Raw genomic sequence first — 19109 nt, 5'->3', positions numbered from 1 at the left:
AGGGGCGCAGCGGTGCTGAGCGGCGAGCGGCGATAGGGGATAGGCGATAGGGGATAGGCGATAGGGGATAGGCGATAGGGGATAGGCGATAATCGCTCTGCGCCCGCTGTGGCCTCTGTGGTCGGATCAAGAGCTTAGAGGCGAAGTCGTTCTCGCGTGGGTGGGGTGGGAAAGGTGTGCGCTTACGCTGACCCCAGACCGGATTCCGTTGGATTGTTTATCGGTCTTTGCGCAACCGGTAGAGGCACGGTAGCACCGTGCCTCTACGATTATCTGTCGCTCTCGCATGTGTGATGTGGAGCGCCTGAGGCGGCACCTGATACGTTCAACTACCTGACTGCCCTGACGGTCCCGGAGACCAACTGCGACGAAGTAATGGCCACGCCTGCCAGAGATACTCGATCCCTGAGCCGATCGTCCAGATCAAGGCCAGTGCCATTGGGATAAACCAGAGATTGAGCAGAGGAATCAGCAAGCCTCCAGCGATTTGGCCAAGAAATCCGCCGGTTTCAGCGTGAGCTGCCAGCAGCCGCCAAATTAAGGCAACAACGGTGATAACCAGTTTCTGTTTGCCGAAGCGGCGAGCTGAAATGACGACTCCTTCGGCGGCAGCAAATGAGCGGAGGCCAGATACAACAAACTCGCGAATAATTATTGCCAGGGCAACCCAGGCTGGAAGTAAGCCAACCTCAACCATCGGGATCAATACGCCGGCTACAAAAATTTTGTCACTGATGGTATCAATGAAGATTCCTAGCGGTGAAACGACTTTAAGGTGGCGGGCAAGCCGTCCGTCGGCCATGTCGCTTAGAGCCATCAGGAGGAGTAATAACGCTGCGCCGAGGTAAGCAGTTGGTGTGGCTAACAGTATCCACCATGCCAGAACGGGTGTGGCAATGATGCGGAAAAGACCCAGCAGATTGGGAAGCTGTCGCATGATCATTTCTCAGACTGGCCTATCCTCTCTCGAAGTGGGAAAAGGTCTGGTACCATGTGTACATTTCAATGTTATCCGCCACCAGAACGATTGTTCCTGATCCCGCTTGTAGTGAGTGACGTTTGTGCATGCTTTGTCGGGACATTTGCTCTCGCAGGAATGTGTCCGACTCAACGAGTGAGGCACCTGGCATTTTTGATTATAGCATACCCCTTCTATGACTTTAATCGACATAATAATTTGTGGTATGGGGGTATGCTACCTGCCATGATATAATTCAGGTTAACCTGTAACATCAAGGTAGTGTATCGTAAAGCTGACGAATGAGCAGTTGTATCAGGATGCTGGAGGTTTGTAAAACAGGTTAAGAATCGACTGCAATGACCGGTAACAGGCCACAAACTCTTTCTGGACGTAAATGCTTGATTAGATTTACGCAATCCCGTACCTGGTGTAACCAGCTTATCGGATATGGTAACAATGCTTGAGCGTATTAACGAAGCGCTCTTCGCCGCAGTCTTGATCGTTAGTTTTTCGTTGCTGGCCGGCATTGTATTCTCAAACCGGGTCAGGGACTTCTGAACATCAATTTCTTGATGGGATTTACGTAACTCGTACCTGGTGTAACCAACGTGTCGGATATGGTAACAATGCTTGAGCGTATCAACGAAGTGCTCTTTGCCGCAGTCTTGATCGTTAGTTTTTCGTTGCTGGCCAGCATTGTATTCTCAAACCGGGTCAGGGACTTCTGAACATCAATTTCTTGATGGGATTTACGTAACTCGTACCTGGTGTAACCAACGTGTCGGATATGGTAACAATGCTTGAGCGTATCAACGAAGTGCTCTTTGCCGCAGTCTTGATCGTTAGTTTTTCGTTGCTGGCCTACATTGTGTTACAAAACTGGCGCAGCGACATTGTGCGCGCGTTAGGCGTTTTACTGTCCGGGGTGATAGTGGCCTACAGCGGCGATTTATTGTTGGCCCGCGCGCAACGTCCGGAGACGATTGAATTCCTCGGTCGAGCACAATGGTTGGGCATTGTGCTGGTGCCGGCAGGGTATATTCATTTTGCCAATGCGCTACTGACGTTCGGTAATGCCAGTGCCCTGGCCCAACGCTGGCGGCGTAGCGTATACGCCGCCTATGCGGGGAGTCTGGTCATTTTTCTCCTTGTCGCACTTGGTACAAATCTGGTTATCCATACCGGCATGCCAAGCGGCCCCGTCGCGCAGTTCCAGGCGGGTCCGCTCTTCTGGTTTTATGTTATCTTTTTCGTTGTTGCTGCAGCAACTGCGTTCATTGCGATCCTGATCACGCGGCGTTCAGCCTTAACTCCCTCACAACGACGGCGGCTTAGTTATCTGGGCGCTACCTTTGCTGCGCCCGGTATCGGTGTCTTTCCCTTTCTGGTGATTGCTTCGCCAAATGCAGTGCCGATCGGTCTGATCCTTGCGTTGCAGGCAGTCGCAAGTGTGATAGTGATTGTAATGGTCACTGTCATGACATATTCAGTGGCCTTTCAGGGGATGCTCATCCCTGAGCGTCTGATCAAGCAGGATTTTGTGCGTTGGTGGCTGTATGGCCCCTTTGTCGGTATTACCACCATCCTGTTCATTCAAACGGTTCCAGTTCTGGCGCAGGTGTTGGGTTTGCCGCAGGAGACGCTCATTACATTCGGGGTAATGGTGATGACTGTGTTAATGCCGATCTTTGTTACTCAGGCAAAGCCATACCTCGATGCGCTGATCTATCGCCAGGATCATTCTGAGATCGATTATCTGCGTAATCTGCCGCGCAATATGTTTACCCGCGCCGATCTGCGCGCGCTGCTAGAAAATTCACTGGTAGCGATCTGCAGCCCGCTGCATGTTCAAACCGGATTCGTTATTGCGCCGGGAGAAGATGGGTTCAGCGTGAAGGCGGTATGGGGTTCGCGGCGTGAAGTGCGCCGGTTTATCACCGACCATCCGCTTGCGAGCCTGATCCCGCAGCTTGAGACGATGCCACACGATGCCAGCGCCAGCCTTAGCAGTGGTTCGTTTGCCGTGATCGGGTCGTTTTGTCTGTTGCCGTTGCGCAGTCCTGATGGTGTCTTTCTCGGCGCGATTGGCCTTGAAGCGACGCCCGAACAGTTGCGCCGCAATGGTGGTATGTCAGCCGAAATGCAGCGGATGATTGCTGGCCTCGCCCATCAGATTGAGCTGGCACTAACAACGGTACAGATGCAGCGACAGATCTTCGATGCGCTGCGCGGCCTTGCGCCGGAAATGCAATCGTTGCAACAACTTAGCTCTCGGCTTGAACAGGCAACTCCGGGGACTTTGAAGACTCTGGAAGACGATATTGCGATGCATCCCGATTTTCCCCAACTGGTCAAAGATGCGTTGACTCAGTTTTGGGGCGGACCGAAACTGGCCGAGAGTCCGTTGCTCGGATTGCGCAGTGTGCGGCGGATACTGGCCGAGCAGGGTGGGAGTCCAACAAAAGCCTTGCAGTCAGTATTGCGACAGGCAATTGCTAATTTACGCCCTGACGATCAGATTGATCCGTCGGCGCAAGAGTGGTTATTGTACAATTTGCTTGAAGGGCGTTTTCTGCGTCGCCAGACCGTGCGTGACGTTGCCCATCGTTTGGCGATGAGCGAGTCAGATTTCTACCGCAAACAACGGATTGCCATTGAAGAGGTGGCGCGACAAATTTTGTTAATGGAAGAGCACGAATATGAAAATTCTACTGGCCGAAGATGAACCGGATTTGCAATTGATTACGCGCATGGCGCTCGAAGATGCAAATTATACAGTTGTGGTCGCCAATAATGGCGTGGAAGCGCTTGCCGCTGTTGGACGCGATCATTTTGATTTGCTACTTATTGACGTAATGATGCCACAAATGGATGGTTTAGAATTGTGCCAGCGCTTGCAATATCATCCAACCTGGCAGCACATTCCCATCGTATTGTTTACAGCCAGTCCGAAATCCGAGGCATTACTACACGATTTGCCACCTTCAGTGCGCTTCTGCATTGAAAAGCCATTTAGTGTTTTTGAACTGGTTGATATGATCAAATCAATTCTTGCCAGCGAGGGGCGATGAGCAGTACCATAATAGTACAAGGTTAATGTTTACGGTAACAATCATTCCTACAAAGGTGTGACTTAGCGTGCAAACACCCGACCAGACCGCTCTGCTTGCCATATTGTGCCGCCAGATGTATCGGGCCACTTCACGCGAAATGGTGTGGCGCGTATTGCTTGATGGCGCGTACAGTCTGGCGCGGGCCAAAGAGGCTTTCATCTACCAGATTGACCCCGTAACAAACCAACTGCGTCGGTTTATTGACCGACCAGAAGTGGATGTGACAGCTCCCGATAGTTTTGCCATTCCGCACTATCTCATGCACGATCTGCGGCTGTTGCAGCGTCCACTCGTCTTTCTTCCTGATCGACAATCAACGCCGCTGGCACTGGCGGTTACTGCTGCAATCTGGGGAGATTCTCCGCCGGCGCAAATTGTGATGTTGCCACTGGTTGAAGACGGGATCGCGCAAGCGCTGTGTGTATGTGCCTGGTCAGAACCGGTAACATCCGAGAGCATTGACATACTTCAATTTCTGGTTGATGACGCTGTTTATGCGTGGGCGGCGCTATCGCGCGCGAGTAATCGCGGGGTATTTGAACCACCTTCGGCAGAAATTATTACCAATCTGGCGGTATTGTATACGCAAGCGCTTAATCAACTGGTGGAAACGGCGCTGGAACAATTGATTATGGCAGTTGGCGCTGCTGCAGGCGCACTGTATTTGTACGATGACACACAGCAGCGCTTAGAATTAAAGACTGTAACTACTAATCTCCATGCAGTTGTGTTATCTACTACATTGGGTCAGTTGTGGCGTGGTGAGTCAGGGCAACACACCCTATCACTGGCCGAGTCATTGCTTGAGTCGTCGAATGAGCTGGCCTATCTGCCGGGCTATCCACCAACCGACTCTGACTATGAGCCACTGCGCGCAAGTTTGCGGTCGCATGCCATTGACGGTTTACTCTCAATCGCGATGCTGGTCGGAGGCTGGCAGGCCGGTGTGGTGCAGCTTGTACCCTGGCCTGGCAGTTGTTTCAATGAACGGCAGTTGCAGTGGTTACGTATGCTGGTGCGGCAAATTGGGGTAGCCATCGAGCACTCGCGCCTGTTTGATCGACTGCAACGGGAACTGGATCACACTCAGGCAGTGGTTGAAACCACAAATGATGGCATCATTATGGTTGACAATCAGCGTCGCATTGCCATCATTAATCGGCGGGCCTGCTACTTCTTTGGGGTTACCGAGCACGATGTGAAGGGGCGTCCTTATGATGATCTGCGGGCCATTTTCGGGCGCGTCTTCGCAAATAGTGCCCGACTTGTATTCTGGCTAGGTCAACTACTCAGTTCCGAGACCGATCGAGCCAGAGAGGAGTTTCAGGTGATCGCGCCAGAAGCGCGTCGGTTGCAGTGTTTTTCGGCGCCAGTGTTTGATCGGCGCGCTCAATATTTGGGTCGCATCTTCATCTTTCGCGACGTGACGCGCGAGCGTGAAATCGAGCGTTTGAAGGACGAGTTTGTCTCACTGGTATCGCATGAATTGCGCACTCCGCTCACCAATATTAAAGGTTCACTGCAACTGTTATTAAATGATCTGGAAAAGGGTAAAATTGTCCTTACCCCCGATGCAACAGCGCGGACGCGCGCGCTGTTGCAGGTTTCGCTCAATAATATCGAACGGTTAATTCGTCTGATAAAAGACATTCTTGATATTGCAAAGATTGAGCAGGGCCACCTGGCTTTACATCGCAAACCGTTGAGGCCGATTGAGGTTTGTCAAAGCGCAGTCGATGAAGTGACAATCCTGGCTCATCAGAATGAGATTTCGCTGATACTGGATGTTCCGTCGAATTTGCCCTTGATTAGCGCTGATCGCGATCGGTTGGTGCAGGTGATCATTAATCTGTTGTCGAATGCGATTAAGTTTTCACCGCGAGGGCAGCGTGTCGTGTTGCGCGCTGCGCGCGAGCAAAACTTTGTGCAGTTTAGTGTGCAAGATTGGGGGCCAGGAATTGCTCGCGCCGATCAGATGAATCTATTCCAGAAGTTTCGCCAACTTGACCAGGCGGCTCAGCGCGAGAAGGGTGGTTCTGGGTTGGGATTGTCAATCGCAAAGAATCTGGTCGAACTACATGGTGGCAAGATTTGGGTTGACAGCGAGATTGGTCAGGGTAGTGTGTTCAGTTTCACTATACCGCTTTCGCAGACACAACTTTTATCGGTTGATGACCAGCGTTCGTTCATTCTGATTATCGACAACGATCACCCGTGGACATCCTCACTCCAGGCTGCGCTCGCCGCCGAACCATCCTGGGAAGTGGCGCGAGTGCCGATAAGGGATATAACCGCAGTCTTTCCATCTCGTCAACCCGCATGTATTGTGGTTATCGATCCTGAGCATCTCGGTGATACCATCAGTCAGATAGAGACTGCTGCGTTGTATCAAATTGCGCCATTGGTTGCAATCAGCGATGTCCCCGTTTCGCGTCTGCGCCGCGAGGCGGTCGTATTGCCGTTCAGTAGTTCAGTCGAAACCGTTGTTGCGGCGATACGTGAACAGATCGCCAGCCTGCAACCGCTGGTATTGGTTGTTGACGATGACCCGAATGTGCGTCTGGTATTGGCGCGGATTTTGCAACGGCACCAGTTGCGGGCGCTGACGGCTGACAATGGGGTTACGGCTCTCGAACTGGCGCGCCGCATCCAACCAAGCGCTATCCTGCTCGATCTGCGCATGGAGGGAATGGATGGCCTTGAAGTGCTGCAACGCTTACAGTCCGATCCAATGACGGCGGCGATACCGGTGGTCGTGTTGACTGCTAACGATCTCGGTCCTGATGCGAGCGCGCAGGCGTTTAAACTCGGCGCGCGTGGATTTCTGGAAAAGCCTGTCACGGCTGAGCGATTAATCTCCAGGTTAACCTCTGTTATGCAATCCAGCGAGGATGCCGATGAGTAAGTCTCCGCCAGAGGTTGAACGCTTTGTTCATCAGATTGTATCGCCGTTAACGGCGTTGCAAAGCGCAGTTGATTTGCTGGCTCATCATTATGGTCGGAGTAATGATCAACGTCTGGTGAATTTGATTGCTGCCCTACAGCGATCAACTCTACGAATCCGCCAGTTCAGCCAGCAGTTAACTGAGCGTACCCGGCTTGAAGATCATGAGCTGGTTGTGCGAATACCGATCAATTTGTATCAGGCTGAACCTTCGGCGCCGGCAAGTGCGTTATCGGCTCCGGCAGTCGGTGTTGAACCTGGACTGGCAGTACTGGCCGGAACCACTGAGCTGGACATAGTCGAGCAGTCATTGGCTGCGATCGGCTGGCAGGTAGAGCGCGTATCGACGTGTGCGCTCGGTCTGGACACCGCGCGTCGTCGCCGTCCACGTCTGCTGATCATCTCTGATGAGATGACCGATATTGATCCGATAGCATGCGCTCAGATTGCCCGCACCGATCCAGAGACTCGCGATATTCTGGTGGTGCTGGCGTGCCATCAGCCGATGGCCGGAAACGGTGTGCCGCAGATTGATCTGCGGCAATCTCCTCTCGAGCAACTGCGGCGCGTGTTGATGTTGTATCAACGCCACAGCGAACAGAGTGTGCCACGCATTCTCGTGGTGGATGATGAAGCAGATATTCGCCAGATCCTCAGTCACCAACTCACCGATGCCGGTTTTGTGGTCGTAACAGCGCCAGATGGCGCCACCGCGATGGAGCTGGCCACAACGCAGCATGTCGATCTGATTGTGCTGGATCGGATGCTACCCGATGGCGATGGCTTACAGGTATTGCAGAAATTACGCACTACCCCGGCAACGCAGCTAACGCCGGTCATGTTATTGTCAGCGATCAGCGCGCTCGATGAAAAGGTGCGTAGCCTGCAATTGGGCGCTGACGATTACGTTGTCAAACCGTGCAGCGCAGCCGAGCTGGCGGCGCGGATTCGCTCAATCCTGCGTCGCAGTGAACGAGAGAGCAGTGTCAATCCTATTTCTCGTCTGCCCGGTAATGTCGTCATCGAACAGGTGATCCACGAACGCCTGGCAAATCAGCAATCGTTTGCCGTCAGTTATATCGATCTGGATAATTTCAAGGGGTATAATGATCACTATGGCTTTTTCAAAGGCGATGCCGTTATCTTGCATACAGCGCGCCTGCTGGCCGAAGTGGTTCACTGGCGGGGCGATGCCAGCGATTTTCTCGGCCATTTAGGAGGCGACGATTTTGTGCTTGTGACAACATTGGAACGCGCGCAGCACATCGGGCAGGCTATGATCGAACGTTTCGACACAACCATCCCCTACTTTTACTCGGCAGAGGATCGCGCGCGGGGTTACATCTTTGGTCGTGATCGTCAGGGCAATCCCTGTCGTTATCCGTTGTTGAGCATCTCAATCGCGGTTGTGCCGGTAGTTTCAGCGCGGTATCGTCAGCCCTACGAGATTGCGTTGCGAGCGGCAGAGATAAAACGACAGTTGAAGACGGTGACCGGCAGTTGTTTGATGATAGATCGTGATGAAAGAGGACAATAATGCCTTCAGTTCCAGTGCCTACAATCATTGAACGCGCGAGTCGGGGTGAGCGAAGCTGGGACATCTTTTCTCGTCTGCTGAAAGAGCGAGTCATCATTATCGGTGAGCCAATTGACGATGAGATGGCTTCGTCAGTTGTGGCGCAGTTGCTTGTATTGCAGCAACAAGACCCTGAACGCGACATCTGGATGTATATCAACAGTCCTGGCGGGGTTATTCGCGCCGGTCTGGCGATTTACGATACGATGCAACTGGTCACGCCTGACATCTGCACGGTGTGCGTTGGGCGGGCAGCCAGTATGGCGACCGTCTTGCTCTGCGCCGGCGCGAAGGGGAAGCGGTTTGCTTTGCCACATGCAACGATCCATTCGCATCCGGCAGGTGGCGGCGCCGAGGGTTATGCGCCCGATGTGCAGATTGCGGTAGACGAGATGCTTCGCCTGCAACGACTCTTGCGCGAGATTATGGCCAGGCACTCCGGTCAGCCGGTTGAGCGGCTGGAAGCTGATTTTAGCCGCGATTTCTATATGACAGCGGCTCAGGCGCTTGAATACGGCTTGATTGATGCCATTTTGACCCCGAACCGGCGCTAAGCTGTCGCTGTAACCAATCGGTTGTTAATTTCAGACAGGTCAGATCGATTGGGAGCGAGATATGGCTGGCAAATGGCAGCAAGTGATATTCAGCCCAACCGTTTGCCAGCGCCGCAATTTCGGCGGCGGCTGGCGGCGGCACAATCGCATCACGTCCGGCGTAGACAAGAAGGGTGGGTAGCGCAGGATAGCGAAGGGCTAATGACCGCAAACTACCCGGTACGTCGAGGACATCAAACAGATCCCAGGTGCCGATAGTGGCGCGAATCCCGCTGGTCTGCCATGCTCTAATCACGTGATCGATTGCGCCATCGCGAAAGAGATGAAGCATACGCCATTGAATGATCGCGATCGCTTCCTGAATTTGCACTTGCCGGTATGCGCGCGCATCAAGGCGCAAGCGCGGTGGCACCTCCCAGAGCGCCACGGCATCGATTGGGGCGCCGTCGGCAATCGCGCGAGCCAGTACTGCGCCACCCAGACTCATCCCAATCGCGCCTACTCGCGCATATCGCTGTTGTAGCCAGGCCAGCGGATCGGCGACGCTATCGACCATCTGCGGAAATGCTTGCGGTCGTGAACTTTCGCCATGGCCGTCAAGGTCGATCAGCAATACGGCTAATCCGCGCGCAATCAAAGCATCAACCAACCGCCAGGCATAAAATGTTTTGTCGCAGCCGGAGCCATGGGTGACCAGCACGGCAGCTTGCGTGCCGCCGCGTGGTACGATGTGGAGCGCTGGCACCGGTCCGTGACGAGCCGGCAGGTCGAGGCGGACGATGGAGCGATCGGCGTAGCGCCCCGGATGCAATTGCCGACGCGGATCGAGATCGCGCCGACGAAGCGTAGCGAAGATCAGGTGCAGAATCAGCGCCGGCAGAGCCAGTATGACATGTCCACGCCAGCTCATCGCCGGTTGGCGCCAGAGTAGCGCCAGCAAGGGCAGCGCCAGCCGTTCGCTCCAGTTCAGGCCGCGCCAGCCGCCAAGATGAGCCAGGGCATTATACAGAGTGATCAGGCGGAACAGGGTAACGAGCCGATGCACAAGACCTCGATGAGTGACACTATTGCGGCGATTGCGACTCCACCCGGTGAGGGTGGTATTGGCATTATACGTCTGAGTGGCCCCGATGCTCAACCAATCGCGCTCAAGATCTTTCGTCCGGCGCGACCGGGACGGTTGCGCAGTCATCGGGTGCGCTACGGCCATGTGATCGGGCCTGACGGTAACGTGATCGATGAAGCATTGCTAACGCTAATGGCAGCGCCCCACAGTTTTACCCGGGAAGACGTGATAGAAATCTCGTGTCACGGTGGCGCATTGCCGGTACAGCTTACCCTGGAAGCTGCTTTAGCCGCCGGCGCAAGACTGGCCAATCCCGGCGAATTTACACTGCGGGCTTTTCTCAATGGACGGATTGATTTGAGTCAGGCCGAAGCGACCCTTGATATTATTCGAGCTCAGACAAGTGTCGGCCTGGCCGTAGCGCAGGCCCAACTGGGTGGCTGGTTGGCGCGTGAAGTGCGCGCGGCGCGGGCCGCCTTGCTCGAGCCACTGGCCTATGTGACTGCGCTGATCGATTTTCCCGAAGAGGGGATTGAACCGCAGGCAATTGCCGAACCGATCAGGCAAGCACTGGCAACCGTCGAACGCTTGCTGTCGAGCGCCGATCAGGGGATTGTTATTCGCAATGGCGCGCGGGTTGCGCTGGTCGGGCGGCCAAATGTTGGGAAGTCGAGCCTGCTCAATGCCCTGTTGCGTGTCGAACGGGCGATTGTGACACCGATTCCCGGCACAACGCGCGATACGTTGGAAGAGACCGCCAATCTGGCCGGGGTGCCGGTGGTGTTGATCGATACTGCCGGTATGCGCGCCAGTACCGATCCGGTAGAGCAGATCGGAGTTGAGCGAGCAGTGGCGGCGCTGGCCAGCGCCGATCTGGCGTTGCTGGTGCTAGATGCGCAACAACCCTTGACTGCCGAAGATGAGGCGATGCTGGTTGCCACTGCTGAGCAGCCTGCATTGATCGTCTGGAACAAATGCGATGACCCTGCCCTCCCACCGCCACCACCGCCGCCGCATCCGAAACGGGTAGCGGTTGTGGCATGTTCGGCCCGCTACGGGCATGGAATTGACACGCTGGCTCAGGCAATTGCGACAGCTCTGCTGGGCGGCGCGCCGCCAGTGGCAGGCGCTGCTACGCATCTGGTCAGTAATCCTCGTCATCGGGCAGCGCTACGGCGAGCTGCTGAATGCTTGCGCGCCGCGCAAGAGACGCTAGCAACGAATGCGGCACTCGATCTGCTGGCAGCCGATCTCACCGGCGCAGCCAATGCGCTGGGTGAAATTACCGGCGAAACAGTTGGCGAAGATTTGCTTGATGTCATTTTCAGCCGCTTCTGCATCGGCAAGTAATCGGTGTGATACAATGGCAGTGTGCCGTTACACCGCGATGAAGGAGGAACGCGCATGAATAAGAAGACCATCCGCGATGTGGATTGGGCCGGCAAACGCGCGCTCGTGCGGGTTGATTTCAACGTACCACTGGATGATCAGGGCATGATCACTGATGATACGCGCATTCGGGCAGCGTTACCAACTATTCGGTACCTGTTGGAGCATGGCGCGAGTGTTGTGCTGATGTCTCACCTTGGACGACCAAAAGGGAAGCCCGATCCCAGGTATAGCCTGCGACCGGTCGTTGAGCGACTGTTCGAGTTGCTGCCAGAGGCCAGTGAAGTAAAGAAGACCGAGGCGATCACCGGGCCGGCTGCTGAAGCGGCGGTGTCGATGCTGAAACCGGGTCAGGTGCTGGTGCTTGAGAATACCCGCTTTGATCCTCGCGAAGAGAAGAACGATCCGGCGATGGCCGCCGAGCTGGCAAAACTGGGTGATGTTTTCGTCAACGATGCCTTTGGCACCGCTCATCGCGCTAATGCCAGCACCGAAGGCGTCGCACATTACCTGCCGGCTGTGGCCGGTTTTCTAATGGAAAAGGAATTGACCTACATCGGCGGCGCGCTGAGCAATCCGCAACGTCCGTTTGTGACGGTCATCGGTGGGGCGAAGATTAGCGACAAGATTGGCGTGATCGAGAACCTGCTCGGCAAGGTTGATGCGCTGCTGATAGGTGGCGGCATGGCGAATACCTTCCTGCTGGCAAAAGGTCTCAATCTCGGCGACTCACTGGTTGAGCCGGAGAGTGTCGCGGTTGCCCAGGAACTGATGTCGAAAGCGGAAGCGCGCGGCGCGCGGCTGTTGTTGCCGGTTGATGTGGTCATCGCCGATGCGTTTAGCGCCGATGCGCAGCGCAAAGTGGTCGAGGTGACCGAAGTGCCTGCCGGCTGGCGTGTTCTCGATATTGGGCCGCGAACGATTGAACTGTACAGTAGTGAAATTCGGTCGGCGCGCACAGTGATCTGGAATGGCCCGATGGGTGTGTTTGAATTAGAGCCGTTTGCTGCCGGTACGAGGGCGATTGCTCAGGCGATGGCCGAAGCGTCGGAGAATGGCGCAATTACGATTGTCGGCGGTGGTGACAGCGTTGCTGCAGTCGAGCAAGCCGGCCTGGCCGAGAAGATGTCGCACGTGAGCACCGGTGGCGGCGCGTCACTCGAATTGCTTGAAGGACGGGTGCTGCCCGGTGTTGCGGCCTTGCAAGATGCCGAATAGCAGTGGGTGAACGGCGATGACGGAGGCACGACAAAACGTCGTGCCTCCGTTGTCATGGTTACGGCAGTCCTGTTGTCTCGGCAACTGCTGCCTGCTCCCACGGTTCAACATTGCCGGCCCAATCACGCGCGCGCACCCGGAAGGCAAACTGCTTCCCTTCATCTGGGCCAAACCAGGCGCTCAAATCAGTTGTCTCCCGCTTCCAGTCCGTCCAGCCGCCATCAGGCAACAGACGCACCTGCACATCGTAGCTGGCTACGCCGGTCATGTCGTCGTTGCCACCCCATTGAACCTGGAAGCCGTTACCGGCACGGCTGATCGTGAGTAGTTGCGTGTCAGGCGGAGTGGTATCACTGCGCGGTTCCCAGGCAATGGCGTCGTAACGAACGGCCATGCCGCGATCGCTGGTCAGGTCACTGAGAAACACTTGTGGACGTTCGTTATCGGGGCCGCCAAAGAAGTACGTGCCGAGCGACGCCCACTGCCCTGCCGCGCTCCGCTGATCAAGAATCACTTCAGAGGTTGCGCCAGCGTGGCTGATCCGATACCGGGCACTGGTCGTTGCCGGGTTGCCGCAGGTGGGAACATAAGCTTTCACCTCGTAAAAACCAGGACTTAAATCCGGCGCTGTCCAGGTGGCCGCAGTGGTTGCTTTAGCTGGATCGGTGGTAGAGTACGTCCAGTGATGCTGTCCGTTCAATCCACATGGTTCTTCATACCAGTCTTTACCGATTGGATCGAACGGTGGATCGGTATTATCGATAGTGATAGCACCTTCCGGCGCTGTAACGGTGGCCTGGGCGGGATCGTCGGTATATTGACCGGCGCCAACTTCCACCGCTGAACCGGGGCCGGGATCTTCGCCAAGCCAGAGGAAGGTGACATACACATAATCACTGTGCGTCATGCCGAGATCATCCCAGAACGTACCGTCAGCAATATCGATCCCATTAGGCAAGGCGATGCGGCGACCCCACTCGTCGCGACCGCCATTGTAACCGTGGTAATAGGCTGCTTCGGCCATCGGCATCCCAATCGGCAGATCACTGTAGCGCCGATTCGGATTCCAGTAGTCATCGCGGGTATTCCATGGGCCGACATCCCAAACCGGCACGATGACCGAGCGGCCATTGTAGGTAAGCCGCACTTTGAATTTATCGGTTCCTTTTGGTGAAAGCGCGCACCAGCACGGCAGGGCAACGAATCGATCGCGGGGTTGGATGATATGACCATTAGCGGTGCGGCGACCAACCAGACCCTGGCGCGTGGCGAAGATTCGATACGTAGGGGCGAAAGCGGGCTGTGGGGATGGCGAAGTCGTTGGGGCAGCCTGGACGTGGGCGATGGTGGTTGAGAGTACAACCAGCACAGCGACAATCAGGCCGCGACGAACGATACTTCCTCTCATACAGTCTGTTTCCTCCTTGTGTGACGGCAATACGGCAATGATGCCGGGCAGACGCATGGGCAGCCGTCGTGAACTGATTCTGCTGACGCGCATCGCGTCAATAGCGATCTCGCGTAGAGTCTGAGGTATTGCGTCTGCCGGGCGCCGCGCAATGCGCAACGAGGCGCAGCGATGCAGTGAAATGTCTTCTGGCAAACAGAGCCAGAGCGCATGCGGCGCCCGCCCTCTCAAGCCGGAGCGCCAGGCTCCGGGGAGTGCTGTTATCTGCCACCCTCAACCGTCAGGTTAGCGAGGTCAGGAATGGCGGCAATCCAGACCGAGCCGGGAGCGAGCGGCACTTCGTTGCCATCGGCATCGACGAAGTGGAGTTGAGCGTAACCTGCCGCTTTCCGCCAGGTTGCCTCGATCATGCGACCATCACGAAAGATGCGGGCCTGGCCTTCACCAATCACATCTTGTTCGATGCGCCCTTTGGGGTCGTTTGGAATTGGTCGCTCGGGAACTTCAAGAATGACGACATTCTTGAACTGCAACTGCGCGCCGGTTGCGGCATCGACATGGGCGCGATTGCCGCGGAAGTAGAGATAGCTGTTAGTAGCCGGATCGTACTGCCAGCCGACACTGGCTTCGCGGTAGATGAAAAAGTAGCGTAGTGTCTGCCGGGCTGGTCGCTCGTCTGGCGGTGACTCGGGTGAATACATAAAGCCGATCTCTTCCAGGCCTTCGACCGGGCGCTCGTTAGCGGCAGCAAATGCAGCAATATTTGCGCTACTGGTGTACAGGTTATGGGGCGCGCTGCGGTCGCGCGTCCGGTAGAAATACCGGCTGGCATTGCCGCGTAGCGCATCCATATTGATCAGTTCGATAGCAGTTTCGGCCAACAACAAGCCTTCAGGTGAACCTCCCGCGTGAACGTAGACCGCTCGCAGCCCCTTAGCCCATTCAACATAATACGAACGGGTGCTGCGTACCGGACCGATGACCGCCATGTCAGGTGAAATGCCGGGAATGAAAATCGCCATGTAGCGCGTGATGCCAAATTCGGCCAGCGCTTCAAATACGATAGCCGCGCCGTTCATACCGGTTTGCGGGTAGGCGTTGGGATGATTGTCATACATTACGGCAAATGGGCGGCTCGTGACTGAACCGCGTGGCACGGCCAGGGGAGCGGTGATTGGTTCGGGTGTTGGTTGGGGTGTTGTCGTAGGAACCGATGTAGCGGTTGGTTCAGGTGTCGCTGTCGGTTCAGGTGTGGCCGTTGCGGGAAGGGTTGGCACAGCAGTTGGCTGTAGCGTAGGGGATGGTGACGGTCTGGCGCTAATGACCATTGTCGGTAGTGGCGATGGCGCAGGCTCATTTGCCGCAGCCGATCCACACGCACTCAAGAGTAGAGCGCATAGCAACAGGGCTGGTAAAAGGAATCTGTTCATGCTTTCCCTTCCTTGTGCGCCGCAAATCATGGCGGAGCGACACGGGCGCCCTATTATATCATGAGTTCACAAACGATCAAGTTGAGTGGAATGCGCGAGTTCTGATCGGAGTGTCGCTCGACGTGACAGGGCAGAGACCGCAATCAGATGGATCACGATCCGCGTGAACCGTATTGAGTTCTAACGAGGCGCGGCGCGCGCAACAGGGCCAACGCAGCGCATATCGGCGTTGGCCCGGTGGCAACGTGTAGAACGGTGCTTGCGTTCAGTTGACGGTCTGAAATTGCCACGTGAACGAAAATGGTTGTCCGTCATACGAGCCGCTGACGGATACTTCAATCAAACTATTGGCAGGTAAGCTGGTCGTCGGCGTAATGACAATCCCCTTGTGGTTGCCCGGTATAGTGGTTGTCACTGTATGAGGGATCGCAGCGCCACCAACAACGGTCAGGTTTGTCGTGGTGACCGTTGGGATGCTGCCGAAATAGCGCCAGTGCAGCGTGATGGGGTATTGTTTGTCCGGAACATCGGTTTGACCAGGGCCTGGATAACGCACCGGCCAGCCAGCATAGCCGGCGCCTTCGCTGAAATTCGTCAACACATCCAGCGCAGCAGCGCTGCGCAGACCGCTATTGATCGTGTAAAAGCCAAACCCGAAGGAGGTTGTGGTTGGGTAGAGAAGCCAGAGACGATGGCCAACCGATTCCATCCAGCTATCGATTGCGTTGGCTGGCTGCCAGTTCATCCCATACCCGATCCAGGCGTTTCCTTTCTGAGCGCACTCCTGACCTGAAGGCGACGCATATGGTTTGCTTGAGTCCTGGTTGTGGGTCAGATCGTTGTTTTCAGCCATATAACGGGCATGCTCCCAGCATTTACCATTCAAGGTAGAATTTTCATTGACCGGTGGCACGCCCGCGCGCACCCGATAGCCATTCACGCGCTCCAACCAGGTCGATGCGAGCGGTGGATAGGTACTGGAAACAATCGGAATAAAGATGACGGTGGGTGATGAACTTGATTGCGCGACAACTCGTACCGGCAGCGTGACAAGAACGACAACGATGATGATGACCAGACATCCAAGGCGTGATAGGGAAGGCATACGATTGTTGCTCCTGGGTGAACGGTATAGGTTAGTGTCTCGCATGTATTTGACTATAGCAAAGCTCTGTCCAGGTTGACAATGGTTTATTGTTCCTACATTGCAGCCAGTTCCCGGTATGTGATTGTTCCCTCGCTGTTCATTGCTTCTTTTCACGGTATATGTGGCTCCTATTCGATGCGTTGCGCATTGCATCGAGACAAGCGCGAGGGTTTCCCATCGCTCGCAGGTTGTCGCTCTCAACACGAATTGCGGTGGCATAACGCTACTCATTGCCTTCTCTGCTGGCCTGTGCTACGATGAGCCGTGAACATTCATAACCCAGGAACGGAGTAGCTTATGAAAAGCGCCGGTGATCAGCCGATTGTGGTGGGTCAGCCCGATCGTGTCGGTGCGAGTCGGTCAGGCAATGCGGTGTCACTTGTGGTAGTGGTTGCCGATGAACGTTCGGCAGCCGTTGCGCTGACTGATTACCAACGTCCAGGCACCTCATTACTGCCGCATTTTTACCTTGATCGGAATGGGCAATTGTATCAGTTGGTGGCAACTGATCGCGCTGGCGTGGGGGTAGGACGGGCAATCTGGCAGCGACGTGTTCGCAATCTCGATCGCGTTGCTATCATTGTGGGCCTCGAAGCGTCAACGGTCACCGATCTGAGCGAAGCCCAGACATGTATACTGGCTGATTGGCTCCCAGCGCTGGTAGATCGCCACGGTTTGTCGTTAGCTGAGGTTGTTATGATTCAGCCCGATGCCGCCGGACGCAAGCGCGCATTCCTCTACCTGCCGCCATCGGCGCCGGTCGAATCAGGTGAAGGATTACTGTTAGGTAGTGGCGTTCGTTCGCCGGAACAGGAATTGTGGGTCGGTTTGGCGACGGTCACATGGCGGCAACGAGGCGCGCAGTTGCGGCTCAATCAGGCCTTTTCGTTACACTGGGGCAAATTCGACTTGGGTGCCCCGCTGGCGCCGAATGAACCGCCGCCAGTAGCGGTTGAGGGCAAGACGTACAATTTTCAGGTCTTTGCGCGGGATACCATCTACAATGAAGGGACACAGTACGCGGCGGTACAGCATTTATCCCATCTTCTTGGGCCTGAGATGAGCGCTATTCCTGCCGGTGGCGTAAGTCGCGCGTTGATCGAAGCGAGTTATCGTAGCGCGCTGAAAGCCAGTGCGGCGCGCGCGCCGCTTGAAGGCAAAACTGAGTTTCGCGCTGATTGGCGCTTTCATTTTGTTGCTTTACAGGCCGGATTAGGGCCGGCGCTGAGCGGAAATTATGTGACTGCCGATCGCGCTTATGCCGTGCAGGTCTTTGCCGGGGATACGCTCTACACGCCGATGAGTCAGCAATCTAACTGTTTCTTTCTCAGTCTGACCGATCCGACCAGTCCGCAATATAACCAAATGTGGATCGAAACGTACAAAGTGTCTGGCGCGCCGTATCATCCGACCGATCCGTTTCATCAGCGCGCGTTGGAGCTGAAGCTGGGTACGCCATTGAGCGGCGTGTTGCGCGAGACGATCCAGGGAGTGACCTACGATCTGCAAATCTTTGCGTATGATACCCTCTTCCGGGGGCCAGATGGCGTGATCCGTCGCATGAGCGAACTATCTCGACCAACCGAGGTGATGGCGTGGCAACCGCGTTTACCTGCGCGACCGGCAACGCCGGCAGACCCGGCGCGACCGGCAACGCCGGCAGACCCGGCGCGACCGGCAACGCCGGCAGATCGGGCAGCAATCCTGGCTGCGCCTGAAGTCGCGCGAGCCGGACCGCCGCGGCGTGATCCCAACTGGCCACCCAAACCTGATTTCAACATCTTGACCGACCGCAATGGTCAGCGAGAGCGAATTCTGGGCAAAATTGAATGGGTGCGCAAGAGCGGTGATGATATTATCATCACGAATGATTGGGTGGCGCAGAATCTGATCGAGGTGCATATTCCCCAATTGGCTCGCTTTCCCAATACCAATGGCGGACGAATCCGCTTTCATCGGCTGGCGGCTGACCAGATGCGCCGATTGTGGCAAGCCTGGGAAGATGCCGGGTTGCTGCATTTGGTGTTAACATTTGACGGCGCGTGGTGGCCGCGTACCATCCGCAGCAATCCAACCACGTTGAGCAATCATGCTTACGGTACCGCCTTCGACATCAATATGCAGTGGAATGGTTTTTACAAACCGGCAGCGCTAGTTGGCGACCGCGGTTCGGTGCGTGAACTGGCGCCAATTGCCAACGCGCTCGGTTTCTTTTGGGGTGGTCATTGGGATTACAATGGTCGCGGCGCGAGCGATGGGATGCATTTTGAATGGGCCGTTGCTCGCTGAGCAAAGGAGTGCGC

At 55.7% G+C, this 19109-nt stretch carries 13 protein-coding genes; 8 read left to right on the top strand and 5 right to left on the bottom strand.

Annotated features, from left to right (window positions below):
- Nucleotides 1–325: 325 nt before the first annotated feature.
- Nucleotides 326–937 (bottom strand): CDP-diacylglycerol--glycerol-3-phosphate 3-phosphatidyltransferase, encoded by a 612-nt coding sequence (gene pgsA / locus Q0650_RS15980; RefSeq protein WP_298820751.1) that lies wholly within the window; start codon nucleotides 935–937, stop codon nucleotides 326–328.
- An 811-nt stretch (nucleotides 938–1748) separates the two neighbouring features.
- Between pgsA and Q0650_RS15975 the strand changes: the two genes are divergently transcribed.
- From Q0650_RS15975 to Q0650_RS15955, 5 genes are all read left to right on the top strand, one after another.
- A complete protein-coding gene (locus tag Q0650_RS15975) occupies nucleotides 1749–3686 on the top strand; it encodes a histidine kinase N-terminal 7TM domain-containing protein (protein WP_298820749.1) in 1938 nt (645 codons plus the stop codon).
- On the top strand, nucleotides 3661–4032 hold the full coding sequence (locus tag Q0650_RS15970) for a response regulator (RefSeq protein WP_298820747.1): 372 nt from the start codon (nucleotides 3661–3663) through the stop codon (nucleotides 4030–4032). Before Q0650_RS15975 ends, Q0650_RS15970 begins: the two co-directional genes overlap by 26 nt.
- A gap of 67 nt (nucleotides 4033–4099) precedes the next feature.
- Nucleotides 4100–6979 carry an ATP-binding protein gene (locus Q0650_RS15965; protein ID WP_298820745.1) on the top strand — a complete coding sequence of 960 codons (2880 nt, stop codon included), beginning with the start codon at nucleotides 4100–4102 and terminating at the stop codon, nucleotides 6977–6979.
- On the top strand, nucleotides 6972–8555 hold the full coding sequence (locus Q0650_RS15960; RefSeq protein WP_298820743.1) for a response regulator: 1584 nt from the start codon (nucleotides 6972–6974) through the stop codon (nucleotides 8553–8555). The genes Q0650_RS15965 and Q0650_RS15960 overlap by 8 nt, the downstream gene beginning before the upstream one ends.
- On the top strand, nucleotides 8555–9148 hold the full coding sequence (locus Q0650_RS15955) for an ATP-dependent Clp protease proteolytic subunit (protein ID WP_298820741.1): 594 nt from the start codon (nucleotides 8555–8557) through the stop codon (nucleotides 9146–9148). The genes Q0650_RS15960 and Q0650_RS15955 overlap by 1 nt, the downstream gene beginning before the upstream one ends.
- Here Q0650_RS15955 and Q0650_RS15950 read toward each other — a convergent pair.
- Nucleotides 9066–10193: an alpha/beta hydrolase gene (locus Q0650_RS15950; RefSeq protein ID WP_298820739.1), complete on the bottom strand. Its 1128-nt coding sequence runs from the start codon at nucleotides 10191–10193 to the stop codon at nucleotides 9066–9068. The two genes, Q0650_RS15955 and Q0650_RS15950, sit on opposite strands and share 83 nt — an antisense overlap.
- A 9-nt stretch (nucleotides 10194–10202) precedes the next feature.
- On the opposite strand from Q0650_RS15950, the gene mnmE reads away from it, so the two are divergent.
- Complete coding sequence (mnmE, locus tag Q0650_RS15945) at nucleotides 10203–11564, top strand: tRNA uridine-5-carboxymethylaminomethyl(34) synthesis GTPase MnmE (protein WP_298820737.1); 1362 nt, start codon at nucleotides 10203–10205, stop codon at nucleotides 11562–11564.
- A 54-nt stretch (nucleotides 11565–11618) separates the two neighbouring features.
- Entirely contained in the window at nucleotides 11619–12821 is a 1203-nt protein-coding gene (gene pgk / locus Q0650_RS15940; protein WP_298820735.1) for a phosphoglycerate kinase, read from the top strand.
- Nucleotides 12822–12879: 58 nt separating this feature from the next.
- Here pgk and Q0650_RS15935 read toward each other — a convergent pair whose 3' ends face one another.
- The 3 genes from Q0650_RS15935 to Q0650_RS15925 all read right to left on the bottom strand — a co-directional run bounded on the left by Q0650_RS15935 (nucleotide 12880) and on the right by Q0650_RS15925 (nucleotide 16764).
- Nucleotides 12880–14229 (bottom strand): hypothetical protein, encoded by a 1350-nt coding sequence (locus Q0650_RS15935; protein WP_298820733.1) that lies wholly within the window; start codon nucleotides 14227–14229, stop codon nucleotides 12880–12882.
- Between the two features lie 260 nt (nucleotides 14230–14489).
- The gene (locus Q0650_RS15930; protein WP_298820731.1) at nucleotides 14490–15659 is read right to left on the bottom strand and encodes a DUF3048 domain-containing protein; all 1170 of its coding nucleotides are present in this window, start codon (nucleotides 15657–15659) and stop codon (nucleotides 14490–14492) included.
- A 265-nt stretch (nucleotides 15660–15924) separates the two neighbouring features.
- Nucleotides 15925–16764, bottom strand: a complete 840-nt coding sequence (locus Q0650_RS15925) for a CAP domain-containing protein (RefSeq protein WP_298820728.1) — start codon at nucleotides 16762–16764, stop codon at nucleotides 15925–15927.
- A 339-nt stretch (nucleotides 16765–17103) separates the two neighbouring features.
- Between Q0650_RS15925 and Q0650_RS15920 the strand changes: the two genes are divergently transcribed.
- Nucleotides 17104–19095 (top strand): M15 family metallopeptidase, encoded by a 1992-nt coding sequence (locus Q0650_RS15920; protein ID WP_298820726.1) that lies wholly within the window; start codon nucleotides 17104–17106, stop codon nucleotides 19093–19095.
- Nucleotides 19096–19109: the final 14 nt, after the last annotated feature.

Origin of the sequence: uncultured Chloroflexus sp. (assembly GCF_937129525.1) — a bacterium.
Classification (GTDB): domain Bacteria; phylum Chloroflexota; class Chloroflexia; order Chloroflexales; family Chloroflexaceae; genus Chloroflexus.
The sequence above is the reverse complement of the archived record's forward strand: the minus strand, read 5'-3'. Positions and strand labels throughout refer to the sequence as shown.

Bases quoted from the DNA above. Each gene is read 5' to 3' on its own strand.
- Q0650_RS15960 (WP_298820743.1), top strand. From the start codon at position 6,972: ATGAGTAAGTCTCCGCCAGAGGTTGAACGCTTTGTTCATCAGATTGTA.
- Q0650_RS15975 (WP_298820749.1), top strand. From the start codon at position 1,749: ATGGTAACAATGCTTGAGCGTATCAACGAAGTGCTCTTTGCCGCAGTC.
- pgsA (WP_298820751.1), bottom strand. From the start codon at position 937: ATGCGACAGCTTCCCAATCTGCTGGGTCTTTTCCGCATCATTGCCACA.
- Q0650_RS15930 (WP_298820731.1), bottom strand. From the start codon at position 15,659: ATGAACAGATTCCTTTTACCAGCCCTGTTGCTATGCGCTCTACTCTTG.
- pgk (WP_298820735.1), top strand. From the start codon at position 11,619: ATGAATAAGAAGACCATCCGCGATGTGGATTGGGCCGGCAAACGCGCG.
- Q0650_RS15925 (WP_298820728.1), bottom strand. From the start codon at position 16,764: ATGCCTTCCCTATCACGCCTTGGATGTCTGGTCATCATCATCGTTGTC.
- Q0650_RS15970 (WP_298820747.1), top strand. From the start codon at position 3,661: ATGAAAATTCTACTGGCCGAAGATGAACCGGATTTGCAATTGATTACG.
- Q0650_RS15920 (WP_298820726.1), top strand. From the start codon at position 17,104: ATGAAAAGCGCCGGTGATCAGCCGATTGTGGTGGGTCAGCCCGATCGT.
- Q0650_RS15955 (WP_298820741.1), top strand. From the start codon at position 8,555: ATGCCTTCAGTTCCAGTGCCTACAATCATTGAACGCGCGAGTCGGGGT.
- Q0650_RS15935 (WP_298820733.1), bottom strand. From the start codon at position 14,229: ATGAGAGGAAGTATCGTTCGTCGCGGCCTGATTGTCGCTGTGCTGGTT.
- mnmE (WP_298820737.1), top strand. From the start codon at position 10,203: ATGAGTGACACTATTGCGGCGATTGCGACTCCACCCGGTGAGGGTGGT.